Source organism: Arthrobacter sp. KNU-44 (genome assembly GCF_051843155.1).
Classification (GTDB): domain Bacteria; phylum Actinomycetota; class Actinomycetes; order Actinomycetales; family Micrococcaceae; genus Arthrobacter.
In genome coordinates this window covers 3,933,384-3,946,416 of sequence record NZ_JBPXNG010000002.1, presented here as the reverse complement: position 1 = coordinate 3,946,416, position 13,033 = coordinate 3,933,384, and the positions used below count along the sequence as shown (strand labels likewise).

Below are 13,033 nucleotides of genomic sequence, written 5' to 3'. Positions count from 1 at the left end.
CGGTTTTCACCTGCTGGCGCCGGACTCTAGTTCTGGCAGCCGGGGCACCAATAGAGCTTGCGCGCACCGATCTCGGCCATCCCCACTACGTCGCCGCATCGCCGGCACGGCTGTCCTTGCCGCTTGTAGACAAAGTGCGCCTCGCCGTCGAGCGGTCCGGCGTTCCCGCCGCTCCACAAAGCCGATGGGGTCGTAACAATCCGCCCGTCGCGGACGCCGTCGGACATCGCCGCCACGGTGTCATCCCACAATCGTCCGGCGGTTTCGACGTTCAGCGAGCTGCCAGGAGTCCACGGACCGACGCGCTGGCGGAACAGCACCTCCGCGCGATAGATGTTGCCGATCCCGGCCACGACCGACTGGTCCATGAGGAGGAGCCCGACGGCGGTCTTGCGCCGCAGCAAGCGGCGGATGAACTCCTCGCGGTCGCCGGGGCGGTTGTGGAGGGGATCGGGACCCAGGCGCGCCAGGACGGCCGCGGCCTCCGCCTCGGTGATCGCCGCGCAGGTGGTAGCGCCCCTCAGGTCCGCCCAGCCGTTCGCTGAAACAAGGCGCACGCGCACGGCACCCACGGGCTCGGGCGGACCCGCGTAGCTGCTTCCGGGGCTCCCTGCGCTGCCGTCTTGTGGGAAGGTCTCGCGTTCGCCGATCCGCCGCGGCGCCCCGATGCTCGAGGCACCCGCGAAGGACTCATCGCCACCGAAACTCCACGCACCGTAGAGACCCAGATGGACGTGCAGGAGCACCCCATGGTCAAAACGGAGGAAAAGTTGTTTGCCGTGCGCGGTCGCTTCGAGCAGTTCATGGCGGTCCAAAAGCGCTGCGCCCGCGGTGAAACGGCCTTGGGGGCTGGAGACCTCCAGCACGTGGCCGGCGAAAACATCCTGGAACTGGCGTGCCAGGCGATGGATGGAATGCCCTTCAGGCACTATGCAACGATTTCGCCGGTGTTCTCATAGGTGGCGATTTTTCCGATGCGGCGCACGTGGCGTTCGTCGTTGCTGAACGGTTCTTCCAGGAAGGCCTCGATCAGCTCGGTGGCTTCCTCGACGGTGTGCTGGCGGCCGCCTACGGCAACCACGTTGGCGTCGTTGTGCTCGCGGGCCAGTTTCGCCGTAGAGAGGTTCCAGGCGAGTGCGGCGCGGACACCCCTGACCTTGTTCGCGGCAATCTGTTCACCGTTGCCGGATCCGCCCAGGACGATGCCCAATGCGTGAACGCCGGCCTCTTGGTCGGCGACTACCGCAGCGGCCGCGTTGATGCAGAACGAGGGGTAGTCGTCGAGGGCGTCGTACACCTTGGGGCCGTGGTCTACGACGTCGTAGCCTTTGGCCGTCAGGTGGCTTACCAGGTGGGCGCTGAGCTCCATGCCGGCGTGGTCCGTGGCAATGTGGACGCGGGGTGTGGTCACAGGAAGTCCATTCAGTCTGGCGCGCGAACGCGGCAAAGCCGGGCGCGGCGGTGAGGGATGCGGTTCCTAGGTTACTAGGATCGGGCCCCGGCTCACCTCTTAAGACGAAGCCAACAGGCCGGGCGCGTTCCGGCGCTCAGGGAGCCGGAGGCTGCTCGCCGCGCTGGGCGCGCGCCGCGACGCGGTTAAGGATTCCTGCGAGCCGGTCCGCCGTGGCCGATGTCCCTGCGCTGAACGCCACCCTGCGGCCGCTGACCTGGCGGACGACGACGGCGGGACCGCTGCTTACGAGCATGGCCGTGGCTCCTCCGTGGCGCCGGAGTCCCCAGCCGCCAAAGTCGGCGGCCCTGACTTCCTGCGCGGCCGCGCCTGCGATATCGACAGCGGGCACTGTGAGGACCCTCAGGATGCCCGCCACAAAGACCTGGACTCCACCCCGGTCCGCCCGGACGCGGACGAAGAGGAAACACGCTCCGATGACGGCGACCGCCGCCAACAATGCGCCCAACCAAGGGAGCGCGATCGCGATCAACATCGCGGGGAACAAGGTGGCCACGCAGATCATCACGAACACCGAACTCCGTGCGTGGACCCACAGCAACATGGAATCCTCCGCCAGGCCCGGGTCTTCCGTCCGGATCCTTTCGGCTTCGAGGGCGGCATCGTCTTCGGGCGTCCAATGCGGGTCGGGCTTGAAAGCCATCATCATGACCACGCCAAGGGGCAGAGCCGCACCCGCGCCCAGCGCGAGGACCGTGGCATCAACGTGCGAGCTGCGGGCGTCGGCGAGGCCCGTTTGCCCCACGAGCCCCGCGGCCAGCACGGAGGTGATGAAGAGGGTCACCATCAGGCCCATGCCCATCATGACCCGGCGCATGATCACGGGCCGGGCAAGGGGAACAGCCTGGATGAACACCAGCCAACCCGCGACGACCAGGAATCCTCCTCCGCCGAAAACGTAGGCGAGGAACGGCGCGAAGCTGATGCCGCCGTCGGCGTTCCACGCGATGGCGACAGGATCGGGAAGGTTGTTGCGCAACATGAGTGCGCACACAGCAAACGCGCCGGCCAGCAGCAATGGAAATGCCACCGCAAAGCGGAGTGCCCGGAGGTCCAACGAGTCGCGCATCTTTCCCATATTCCAACGCTACCCCGCGCCGGCGACACTGTGATCGAGCTTCCTTGCCATGCCGGAATCAAGTGAAAGAATGACTTCACAGCGCCGGCGCTGGCTGAAACCAACCGGCTTCTCGAAACCATTCTTGGAGGCAACCCTTGCCAGGCCTGAACCTGACGCGCGCCGAAGCCGGACAGCGCGCAGAATTGCTCACCGTGACCTCGTACGACGTCACCCTCGACTTGACGAAGGGCGCCACGGTCTTCGGCTCCACCACGGTGGTGAAGTTCTCCGCCGTCGAGGGCTCCTCGAGCTTTATCGACGCGATCACGGAGACCGTGCACAGCGTGACGTTGAACGGCACCGAACTCGATCCGGCTGTGGTGTCCGACGGCGTGCGCATCCAGTTGCCCGGGCTCGCCGCGGAGAACGAACTCAGGGTAGTCGCCGATGCCCCCTACATGAACACTGGTGAGGGCCTGCACCGTTTCGTGGACCCCGTGGACAGCGAGGCCTACCTGTACACGCAGTTCGAGGTGCCCGATTCCCGCCGCATGTTCGCTGTGTTCGAGCAGCCGGACCTGAAGGCCGCGTTCACGTTCACAGTCACTGCGCCCTCGCACTGGGACCTGATCTCCAACTCACCCACTCCGGTACCGGTGGAAACCACTCCCGGTGACGACGGCGGCGCGCGCGCCATCTGGCAATTCGCCCCCACTCCACGCATCTCTTCGTACGTCACCGCCTTGATCGCCGGACCGTACCAATCGGTACGCAGCAAGGTCACCAGCTCGGATGGCCGAGTCATCCCGCTCGGGGTGTTCGCCCGCAAGTCCCTCATGCAGTACCTGGACGCCGACAACATCTTCGAACTGACCCGCCAGGGTTTTGAGTTCTTCGAGGCCCAGTTCGGCTTCCCTTATCCCTTCGAGAAGTACGATCAGTTGTTCGTTCCCGAGTTCAATGCCGGCGCCATGGAAAACGCCGGCGCGGTGACCATCCTTGAGGGCTACGTCTTCCGCGGCAAGGTCACCGACGCCCAGATCGAGCGCCGCGCCATCACCGTGCTGCATGAACTTGCCCACATGTGGTTCGGGGACCTCGTCACGATGCGCTGGTGGAACGACCTGTGGCTCAACGAATCCTTCGCCGAGTACATGTCACACCTGGCCGCCGTCGAAAACACCGAATTCGACCGGGCCTGGACCACCTTTGCCTCGGTGGAGAAATCCTGGGCGTACCGGCAGGACCAGTTGCCCACGACGCACCCGATTTTCGCCGAGATCAACGATCTCCAGGACGTCGAGGTCAACTTCGATGGCATCACCTATGCCAAGGGAGCTTCCGTGCTCAGGCAGTTGGTTGCCTGGGTGGGTCCGGAACATTTCATGGCCGGCGTCCGCGAATACTTCCAAAAGCACGCCTGGCAGAACACCGAACTGGTGGACCTCATGAAAGAACTCGAAGCTGCCAGCGGCCGCGACTTGGACCAGTGGGGCAAGCTCTGGCTCGAGACCGCCGGCGTCAACACCCTCTCCCCCGAGCTCGAGGTCGACGCGGACGGCACCATCACGTCCTTTGCGATCGTGCAGACGGCTATCGACGAGCAGCCCACGCTGCGGCCGCACCGCCTCGCCGTCGGGTTCTATGACCTCTCCGCCGAAGGCAAACTTGAGCGGACCCACAGGGAGGAGCTCGATGTCGACGGACCCCGGACCCATATTCCCGCCCTTGCCGGAATGGCGCGTCCGGACCTGGTCCTGCTCAATGACGACGACCTCGCATACGCCAAGGTCCGCCTCGACCCCGCGTCCTTGGCCACTGCGAAGGCCCACCTGAAGGACTTCGCCGGCAGCCTGCCGCGCACCCTCGTATGGGGCTCGGCCTGGGATGCAGCCCGCGACGGCGAAACCCCGGCCCGCGGCTACGTCGAGCTGATCCTGGCGAACATCGCATCCGAGACCGATTCCTCTGTGATCCTGACCCAGCTCCGCCAGCTGGCCACCACCCTGACGTACTACGTCGCAGCGGAGCACAAGGATGCGGCCACGGAGGCCGCCGCTGACACACTGTGGGAGCTCTCGAGTACCGCGGCCGCCGGATCGGACGCCCAGCTCCAATTCGTGAAGTCCTTCGCGCTGCTTGCCGCGAGCAGCTCCCAACTGGACACAGTCCAGGCGGTCCTGGACGGCAGCACCGTCCTGGATGGCCTGACGGTTGACCAGGATTTGCGCTGGGAACTCCTCACCGCGCTGGTGGTGGGCGGGCGCGAAGACCAGGACCGGATCGACGCCGAACTTGGGCGCGACAACACGGCCAGTGGCCAGAACGCCGCCGCCTTGGCGACGGCGGCCCTTCCCACTCCCGAGGCCAAGGCCGCCGCCTGGAAGAAGATCGTGGTCACGGGCGAGCTCTCCAACGCCATTCAAAGCTCCGCCGTCACGGGCTTCATGCGGGTTCCGGACACCTCCCTGTTGGAGCCGTACGCCGAGGAGTACTTTGAGGCCGTACCTGGCATTGACGCCAACCGCACCTTTGCGCTGGCCCAGCAAATCGTCGTCGGGCTCTACCCCTCGCAACTGACCACGCAGGCCACGGTTGACCGCACGGACAAGTTCCTCGCTGAGCTGCCAGCGGACAGCAACGCCCTGCGGCGGATGATGCTGGAAAACCGCGACGGCGTTGCCCGGGCCCTGAAAGCCCGCGCGGCAGACATCTAAAGCCGTCGGATAAATCACCGTCCGGCCCCGGTTCCGCTTCAATGGAACCGGGGCCGTTCAGTGTCCCGCCCGCGAAAGCACCGCCGCTAGACTTTCCGCATGAGCCTGGACGAACACCGCTACTCCCTGACCGTGCGCTGGACCGGAAATCTGGGCACCGGGACTTCCACCTACCGCGGCTACACGAGGGACCACGACGTTGAGATCCCCGGCCTGCCCGTCCTGAAAGGATCCTCGGACCCCACCTTCCATGGCGACCGGAGCCGGTACAACCCCGAACAACTGCTCCTCACCGCCCTCTCCCAGTGCCACATGCTGTCTTTCCTGCATGTCGCGGTCAAGCACGGGGTGGTGGTCACCGATTACGTGGACCACGCCGAGGGCTTGATGAGACTCAATCGCGATGGCAGCGGCCAGTTCGAGAACGTCACTTTGAAGCCGCAGGTCACGGTTGCCGACCCTGCGCATATTTCCCTCGTGGACGAGTTGCACCATGAGGCCAACCAGGTGTGCTTCATCGCCCGGAGCGTCAATTTTCCCGTTCAGCATGAGCCGAGCACGATGGCGGCCACGGTCTAGCCAGATGACAAGAAAGCTGTTCCGCCAAGAATCACGATGCGGATCCGGCCACGCTACGGCGATAGGGTTGACCGTGGACAAAGTGTTCAGCGCCCGGCAATCAAGGGCCCGGCGAACAATTGGATCCCGTGAGGAGCATTCCCGCATATGAACGTCGCCTCGTCGACCGACAACATCGTGGCCGATGCAGCCAAGATCGATTACGCGTCCATCTTCGTGACGCTGGGCATTGGGCTGGTGGTCTGGGTTGTGGCCCGGTTCATCATTCTGCGCATTACCCGCCGAGTGGCAGAGGGCAGCAGCTTCTTCAAGAAACCGCATTTCAGGTGGGTCCAGCCGGCCTTCCGGGCACTCGACCATGAACGGCGCGCCCAACGCGCCCACACCATCGGCTCGCTGCTGACAAGCGTGCTGAGCGTGGTGGTGGTGGTCATCGTCATCATCTACGTCCTCAAATACCTGAATGTGGATATCGCACCGCTGCTCACGAGCGTCGGTATTCTGGGTGTGGCCATCGGCTTCGGCGCCCAGCAGCTCATCCGCGATTTCCTGTCCGGCATCTTCATCACCATCGAGGACCAGTTCGGGATCGGCGATGTGATTGTGACCACCGAAGTGATTGGCACCGTTGAATCGGTAGGCCTCCGGATCACCCGCCTCAAGGCTGAAGACGGCGCCATCTGGTATCTGCGCAACGGAGAAATCCTGCGGGTGGGCAACCGCTCGCAAGGCGACTACGTACCGGAAGAACCAGCCGCGCCGGACGTTCCGCCGGCACCCCCGGGCACTGCGCCTGCCGAAACCGCGGCATCCGGTGCGCCTCAATCTTCAAAGGAATCCCTCAAGATTCAAGAGCAGAAAGCAGGCGAGTGACATGGCCAGCCAGCCGGAATCAGCAACGCCGCAGCCAGCCGAACGGCGGCAGTTGATGCAAAACGATCCGTTCAGCCAGCCTGCCTACACCGACAGCTTCTATGAGGCCATCGGTGGCCACGAGACCTTCGTGAAACTCATCGACGTCTTCTACGACGGCGTCGCCGGAGATCCTTTGCTCAGGCCTATGTACCCGGAACAAGACCTCGCCCCGGCAAAGCGGCGGTTCCTCATGTTTCTCGAGCAGTATTGGGGCGGCCCGGGCACCTACAGCGAGGAACGAGGGCACCCCAGGCTGCGGATGCGGCACATGCCGTTCCAGGTGACACCCGAAGCCAAGGACCGCTGGCTCTTCCACATGCGCGCGGCAGTGGATTCGCTCGATTTGTCGCCGCTTCACGAAGGTACCCTGTGGGACTACATGGAGCGGGCAGCGCTCACGATGGTCAACAGCCCGTCGGTCCAGCAGCCCTGAGCTTCTAGGCGAGCGGGCTGCGTAGCCATGGGATTGGCCCGGGATTGGGCCGGGCCTGGCTCGGGATTGGGCCGGGCCTGGCTCGGGTTCAGCGGGCTTGGAAGCCCAGGCCTGATCCGGATCGTGCGAGGATGTGGCCCCGGCTGCCGCTGAGCCGGAACCAACGGCCGTTGCGGAAGAGCCGGTGTTCGCCGTCGCCAAGGAAACCGAGCGCAAGGGCCGCGAACGCCGCGCCGGCGGGCACGCCGTCGAGTCCCGGAATCTCCCGGCCCCACACCGCGGCCCTGGCGTTGTTGACGATCAATGCGCCGGGCTGATCGGGAACAATCCCGGCCACCTCGGCAATTCCGGCATTCGCGACTGACCTGAGTTCGGCGTCGGGCACTGACCCCAGAGGCTCCCAGCCACTGCGGGGTGCCCCGACTCCCGCCCACGATTCGGAAACCGTCGACGGCGGGATCGGAAGCTCGACGTCGTCGGCACCAGAACGCGCCAAGCGGTCCAGGATCGAAGACAGGGTCACGGTGATGTCCGCATGCGCGTCATCGGCGAGGGCGATGGTCCGGAGGCCGAGAATGGTCGGCGTCGACTCGCCCAGGAGGCGCGGCCTCAGGACGCACACATATGCAGCCAGGACGCGTCCGGAGGCCTGCAGCCGGATGGCGCCATCGTCGATGCTCTTGGCACGCGTGACATAAGTGCGGAGATCCGCCAGATCACGGGGATCGACGAAATGGAAGGACTGGGTCAGTACATCGGACACATCATTGACTCTACCGGCATGTCCGCGGTTGAGAGGGGTCAGGGGGGCGTCTAGAGTCGAACCATGACTGACGCGCACGCCGGCCTGGAACACCAGGTTGCCCTGGAGGACCCCACATCCACCCTCATCGAACTGTTGTCCCTGGCCGACTTCGACGGCGCGAGGACAGCCGAGGACATCTTCCTTGGGCCCTCCCAGAAGCAGCCGCGCCACCGGGTGTTCGGCGGGCAGGTGCTCGCCCAGTCGCTCGTCGCCGGTATGCGAACGGTGGAAGAGGACCGAACCGTCCATTCCATGCATGGCTACTTTCTTCGTCCCGGGGACGCCAACCAGCCCATTACTTTCAGCGTTGAACGGCTTCGCGACGGACGCTCGTTCTCCGCTCGTCGGGTGCACGCCTACCAGGAAGGTAAACCGATCCTGTCGATGATCGCTTCCTTCCAGACGGAAGCGGAGGGCGTGGAACACCGGTCCTCCATGCCGGTCGGTATCCCGGATCCCGAAACCCTGCCGAGCACCGCGGACCTCCTGCAGAAGTACGACCATCCTCTCGCCCGCCACATGTCATTCGAGCGCCCCTTCGACGTCCGCCACGTCGACCCCGCAATCTATGTGGAAGCACCGATGGACCGGGTCGCCAGCAATGCCGTCTGGATGAAGACCTTTGGCCCAATGCCGGACGATCCCAACCTTCATCTGGCCGCCCTGGCCTACGCAAGCGACTACACCATCCTGGAATCAGTGCTGCGCAAGAACGGATTGAGTTGGATGACGCCCGGCATGAGCGTCGCGAGCCTTGACCACGCCATGTGGTGGCATCGCCCCGTGCGCGTGGACGAGTGGCTGCTCTACGTGCAGGAGTCCCCCAGCGCCCAAGGCGCCCGCGGACTTGCCACCGGCAAGATCTTCAGCCGCGACGGCGAGCATGTCGCCACAGTGGCGCAAGAGGGGATGCTGCGGATCCCGTCGTAGCTACCCGCGTCGCTGCCACAACGCCGCCAGGATCGTCGAAGCAAAAAAGGCCGGCGCCCCGGGAGAAATGTCCAGGGTGCCGGCCTTCTGTGGCGCAATTCGCTTAGTCGCGGGTCAGCTTGCGGTGGGTGACACGGTGCGGCTTGGCAGCGTCCGGACCGAGGCGCTCCACCTTGTTCTCCTCGTAGGACTCGAAGTTACCCTCGAACCAGTACCACTTCGACGGGTTCTCCTCGTCGCCTTCGTACGCGAGGATGTGGGTGGCAACCCTGTCGAGGAACCACCGGTCGTGCGAGACCACCACGGCGCAGCCGGGGAACTCAAGCAAGGCGTTCTCAAGGCTGCTGAGGGTTTCGACGTCGAGGTCGTTGGTGGGTTCGTCAAGAAGGAGAAGGTTTCCACCCTGCTTGAGGGTCAGTGCCAGGTTCAGGCGGTTTCGCTCACCACCGGAGAGCACCCCGGCCTTCTTCTGCTGGTCCGGTCCCTTGAAGCCGAAGGCGGCGACGTAGGCGCGGGACGGCATTTCGACATGGCCGACCTGGATGAAGTCCAGGCCGTCTGAGACGACCTCCCACAGGGTCTTGTTGGGGTCGATGCCGCCACGGCTCTGGTCGGCGTAAGAAATCTTGACCGAGTCGCCGATCTTGAGGTCGCCGCCGTCGAGCGGCTCCAGCCCGACGATGGTCTTGAACAGCGTGGTCTTGCCGACACCGTTAGGACCGATGACTCCGACGATGCCGTTACGGGGCAGCGTGAACGAAAGCCCGTCGATCAGGGTCCGGTCCTCGAAGCCCTTCTGCAGGTTCTTGGCTTCCAGGACCAGGCCACCCAGACGCGGTCCCGGCGGAATCTGGATTTCCTCGAAGTCGAGCTTCCTGGTGCGGTCAGCCTCGGCCGCCATTTCCTCGTACCGGGCCAAACGAGCCTTCGACTTGGTCTGGCGGCCCTTGGCGTTGGAGCGGACCCATTCAAGTTCCTCGGTGAGTCGCTTAGCCTGCTTGGCGTCCTTCTTGCCCTGGATTTCGAGGCGGGCGCGCTTCTTCTCCAAGTACGTGGAGTAGTTGCCTTCATAGGGGTAAAGGCGCCCACGGTCCACTTCACAGATCCACTCGGCGACGTGGTCCAGGAAGTAGCGGTCGTGAGTGATGGCGAGGACGGCACCAGGGTAGGAAGAGAGGTGCTGCTCCAGCCACAGGACGCTTTCGGCGTCCAGGTGGTTGGTGGGTTCGTCAAGGAGCAGGAGGTCGGGCTTCTGCAGCAGGAGCTTGCAGAGCGCTACACGGCGGCGCTCACCACCGGACAGGACCGTCACGTCGGAGTCGCCCGGCGGGCAGCGGAGTGCGTCCATGGCCTGCTCGAGCTGGGAATCGATGTCCCAGGCATCCGCAGCGTCTATGGCTTCCTGAAGGTGGCCCATTTCCTCCAGCAGGGTGTCGTAGTCGGCGTCCGGGTTGGCCATTTCCTCGGAGATCGCGTTAAAGCGCTGGATCTTCGAGTAGATCTCGCCCACGCCTTCCTGGACGTTGCCCAGGACCGTCTTTTCCTCGTTCAGGGGCGGCTCCTGCAGGAGGATGCCCACGGAGTAGCCGGGGCTGAGGCGGGCTTCGCCGTTCGACGGGGTGTCGATACCAGCCATGATCTTCAGGATCGTGGATTTGCCGGCTCCGTTCGGGCCAACGACGCCGATCTTCGCGCCAGGGAAGAACGACATGCTGACATCGTCCAGGATTAGTTTTTCGCCAACGGCCTTGCGAGCCTTGGTCATCGTATAAATGAATTCCGCCATGCCGTTAAATCTAATGGGTGGCACGGCATAACTCACATTCGGCCCTGCTAGCGGGAATCCCCGACGAAGCATTTGCCGCTGGCCAACACGGGTAGGACCGACACCGAAACCTGGCCGTCCCTGATCTCGCCCATGACGCAGTCCTTATCCAGCCTGGCGGCGGCCTCGATAGCGTCGACGTCCAGTCCCGTCGGTGTCTTGCTCGCGGATACCTCCACAGCAGACGCGGAGATCCCGGCCGAAACGAGTTGCGATCGCAATGCATCTTGTGCCGGTTTGGGGGTTGCGGCGGCAATGGTTTTGAGTACGGACTCCATGGTCTGCTTCAGGGAGGCAGTGCCAGGGCTGAGCGAAGCCGATGCCGACGGGCTTCCGGCACCGGGTGTGACAGCGGGACCGGCACTGGCCGTGCTGGATGGGGAAGGCGACGAAGCAGGCGATGAAACCGCCGTGTTTCCTGACACCACTGGAGCAGGCGCCGTGCAGCCGGCCACCAGCCAGGCCACGAGTAACGGCACCGCAAGCAGCAAACCCGGGCTTCCGGCCGCGTGGCGGCGTCCTAATGGTTTTTGCGGCATTCCCCTGCTCATCACCCGGCTATTCTGCCATGCGGCGTACTACCCGCCGCGCCGCATGGCATCGCAGACGTCCGCGGCATCCACTGTTTCAGGCGCCGCGTCATCTCAGGCCTCGCGTCATTTCAGGCGCCACGTCATTTCAAGCGCCACGTCATTTCAAGCCCGGGCGTCGACAAGTTCTCCCGTGTGAGTATCAACGAGAACCGACTCATCGCCTTCTCTGGCCGAAAAGATAACTTCCCGCTCGGTTGCGGCACTACCGTCCTCGTCGTCATGCGGGCCGTCTTCACCCTCTTCATCAGCCGAGGGCCATGGGTTCTCCGCCTCCGCCTCAGCGGCCGCGGGCGTGCTTTGCGGGCCGGTGCCACCGCTGGTCCGGATGAAGTTCGCCGAGCCCCACATGAGGTCATGCCCCACCGTTTCGGCGACGATTTCGGCAACGTGGTAGATCTTGCCGTCGTGTTCCCATTGCCTCAACTTGAGTTTTCCGACCACGATGACCCGCTGGCCCTTCTTGACGCTGCATCCGATGTTTCCCGCGAGATGCCTGAACGCCTGGACGCTGAACCAATTGGTGTTGCCATCCACCCAGACATCGTTCGCGCGGTCGAACCTGCGCGCCGTGGAGCCCAGCCGGAACGAAGCCGTCCCCGTCCCGCCGGGTGTCGTCGAACTCTTGGGTTCCGTGGCAACGAATCCCCGGACTGTGATGATGTCATTCATGGTCTTGTCCTAACGTGAGTTGAGCTGCCTGCCTGGCTCCTTCAGCTTCACGTGCGGCGAACTTCCGCGGCAGTACCTAGTTCACGTATGTGGATAGCCCGACGCAACGGCCACCTGTGGGGGAAGAGTCACGGTCGAAACCGAGCCGACTTCACAGGCAGCCGCCGCAATGTAAACTCTTGATGGCGCCTCAGCCACGTGCTGTGCGTGCGTCGCCTGCCTCGGTAGCTCAGAGGATAGAGCAGGAGCCTTCTAATCTCTTGGTCGGGGGTTCGATTCCCTCCCGGGGCACGCAAAGAGCGGCTCTGAGCTGCGGAAACGTAGTTCAGAGCCGCTCTTGGTTTTCGTCAGCCGTGAAGACCCGCGGCCAGAGGCCAAGACAGCCTGGGTCGTCCGCCCTCGCAGCGTTCTACGCTGTTCCTATGGTCCTGAACCTCGCCGGCTCCGCAGCCATCACGACGGGCCCTGCAAGCTGGCCCGATGTTGAAAGGCTATTCGGCGTCCGCGGCGAGCCTTCGCGCTGTTGGTGCCGGTGGTTCGCCCTCCCCGGGCAGGATTGGAAGACCACTCCACCCGAGGTTCGGAAGGAACAGCTTAAAGCCAAATTCGACAACGGCCCCGAACCAGGCGTCCTGGCGTTCCGGGGCGGCGAAGCAGTGGGCTGGTGCGCCGTGGAACCGCGCCAGTGCTATCCGCGCATCGAGCGATCCCAGATCCTCAAGGCCGCGGGAGCAAGTGCCGCTGAAGGCCCGGGAGTTTGGTCGGTGAGTTGTTTCGTGGTTTCTCCCGGCCACCGCCGGAGCGGGGTGGCGGCCGCATTGCTGGACGCCGCCGTCGGGCATGCCTTCGCGCATGGTGCCGAAATCATCGAAGGATACCCCGTGGATCCCTTGCTACGGCCCAAGGCCGGTTCGGCCGATCTCTACCAGGGAACTGTGAAGTTGTTCGGTGCGGCTGGCTTCTCTACAGTTTCCACGGCGGTCCCCGGTAGGGCGGTCATGCGCCTGCGGCGCTGATTTCCGGGGTTCCGCATTCA

At 64.4% G+C, this 13,033-nt stretch carries 14 protein-coding genes and 1 tRNA gene; 8 read left to right on the top strand and 7 right to left on the bottom strand.

What is annotated here, in order from left to right:
• Nucleotides 1–26: 26 nt before the first annotated feature.
• The 3 genes from ACSVHC_RS19540 to ACSVHC_RS19530 form a co-directional block, all read right to left on the bottom strand.
• Nucleotides 27–929: an Fpg/Nei family DNA glycosylase gene (locus ACSVHC_RS19540; RefSeq protein ID WP_437770550.1), complete on the bottom strand. Its 903-nt coding sequence runs from the start codon at nucleotides 927–929 to the stop codon at nucleotides 27–29.
• Nucleotides 929–1,411: a ribose-5-phosphate isomerase gene (locus ACSVHC_RS19535; RefSeq protein ID WP_439181227.1), complete on the bottom strand. Its 483-nt coding sequence runs from the start codon at nucleotides 1,409–1,411 to the stop codon at nucleotides 929–931. The genes ACSVHC_RS19540 and ACSVHC_RS19535 overlap by 1 nt, the downstream gene beginning before the upstream one ends.
• Before the next feature lie 136 nt (nucleotides 1,412–1,547).
• On the bottom strand, nucleotides 1,548–2,549 hold the full coding sequence (locus ACSVHC_RS19530; protein WP_437770551.1) for a hypothetical protein: 1,002 nt from the start codon (nucleotides 2,547–2,549) through the stop codon (nucleotides 1,548–1,550).
• Nucleotides 2,550–2,686: 137 nt separating this feature from the next.
• Here ACSVHC_RS19530 and pepN point away from each other — a divergent pair, with 137 nt between their 5' ends.
• The 4 genes from pepN to ACSVHC_RS19510 all read left to right on the top strand — a co-directional run bounded on the left by pepN (nucleotide 2,687) and on the right by ACSVHC_RS19510 (nucleotide 7,175).
• A complete protein-coding gene (gene pepN, locus ACSVHC_RS19525; protein WP_439181226.1) occupies nucleotides 2,687–5,248 on the top strand; it encodes an aminopeptidase N in 2,562 nt (853 codons plus the stop codon).
• 99 nt (nucleotides 5,249–5,347) lie between these two features.
• A complete protein-coding gene (locus tag ACSVHC_RS19520; RefSeq protein ID WP_437770553.1) occupies nucleotides 5,348–5,827 on the top strand; it encodes an OsmC family protein in 480 nt (159 codons plus the stop codon).
• Between the two features lie 147 nt (nucleotides 5,828–5,974).
• Nucleotides 5,975–6,700 (top strand): mechanosensitive ion channel family protein, encoded by a 726-nt coding sequence (locus tag ACSVHC_RS19515; protein WP_437770554.1) that lies wholly within the window; start codon nucleotides 5,975–5,977, stop codon nucleotides 6,698–6,700.
• Between the two features lies 1 nt (nucleotide 6,701).
• Nucleotides 6,702–7,175 carry a globin gene (locus ACSVHC_RS19510; RefSeq protein WP_437770555.1) on the top strand — a complete coding sequence of 158 codons (474 nt, stop codon included), beginning with the start codon at nucleotides 6,702–6,704 and terminating at the stop codon, nucleotides 7,173–7,175.
• A gap of 88 nt (nucleotides 7,176–7,263) precedes the next feature.
• Here ACSVHC_RS19510 and ACSVHC_RS19505 read toward each other — a convergent pair whose 3' ends face one another.
• Nucleotides 7,264–7,938, bottom strand: a complete 675-nt coding sequence (locus ACSVHC_RS19505) for a hypothetical protein (protein WP_437770556.1) — start codon at nucleotides 7,936–7,938, stop codon at nucleotides 7,264–7,266.
• 63 nt (nucleotides 7,939–8,001) lie between these two features.
• On the opposite strand from ACSVHC_RS19505, the gene ACSVHC_RS19500 reads away from it, so the two are divergent.
• Nucleotides 8,002–8,910: an acyl-CoA thioesterase gene (locus tag ACSVHC_RS19500; protein ID WP_437770557.1), complete on the top strand. Its 909-nt coding sequence runs from the start codon at nucleotides 8,002–8,004 to the stop codon at nucleotides 8,908–8,910.
• A 103-nt stretch (nucleotides 8,911–9,013) separates the two neighbouring features.
• On the opposite strand, the gene ettA is transcribed toward ACSVHC_RS19500, so the two are convergent.
• Both ettA and ACSVHC_RS19490 read right to left on the bottom strand, forming a co-directional pair.
• Complete coding sequence (gene ettA, locus ACSVHC_RS19495) at nucleotides 9,014–10,696, bottom strand: energy-dependent translational throttle protein EttA (protein ID WP_344787633.1); 1,683 nt, start codon at nucleotides 10,694–10,696, stop codon at nucleotides 9,014–9,016.
• A gap of 47 nt (nucleotides 10,697–10,743) precedes the next feature.
• On the bottom strand, nucleotides 10,744–11,013 hold the full coding sequence (locus tag ACSVHC_RS19490) for a DUF6993 domain-containing protein (protein ID WP_437770558.1): 270 nt from the start codon (nucleotides 11,011–11,013) through the stop codon (nucleotides 10,744–10,746).
• Between the two features lie 19 nt (nucleotides 11,014–11,032).
• On the opposite strand from ACSVHC_RS19490, the gene ACSVHC_RS19485 reads away from it, so the two are divergent.
• Nucleotides 11,033–11,464 carry a hypothetical protein gene (locus tag ACSVHC_RS19485; RefSeq protein ID WP_439181225.1) on the top strand — a complete coding sequence of 144 codons (432 nt, stop codon included), beginning with the start codon at nucleotides 11,033–11,035 and terminating at the stop codon, nucleotides 11,462–11,464.
• On the opposite strand, the gene ACSVHC_RS19480 is transcribed toward ACSVHC_RS19485, so the two are convergent.
• Nucleotides 11,431–11,997, bottom strand: a complete 567-nt coding sequence (locus tag ACSVHC_RS19480) for a single-stranded DNA-binding protein (protein ID WP_437770560.1) — start codon at nucleotides 11,995–11,997, stop codon at nucleotides 11,431–11,433. The genes ACSVHC_RS19485 and ACSVHC_RS19480 overlap by 34 nt on opposite strands.
• Nucleotides 11,998–12,215: 218 nt before the next feature.
• On the opposite strand from ACSVHC_RS19480, the gene ACSVHC_RS19475 reads away from it, so the two are divergent.
• Nucleotides 12,216–12,288: transfer RNA gene (locus ACSVHC_RS19475), tRNA-Arg, on the top strand.
• A gap of 131 nt (nucleotides 12,289–12,419) precedes the next feature.
• Nucleotides 12,420–13,013, top strand: a complete 594-nt coding sequence (locus ACSVHC_RS19470) for a GNAT family N-acetyltransferase (protein ID WP_437770561.1) — start codon at nucleotides 12,420–12,422, stop codon at nucleotides 13,011–13,013.
• Nucleotides 13,014–13,033 lie beyond the last annotated feature (20 nt).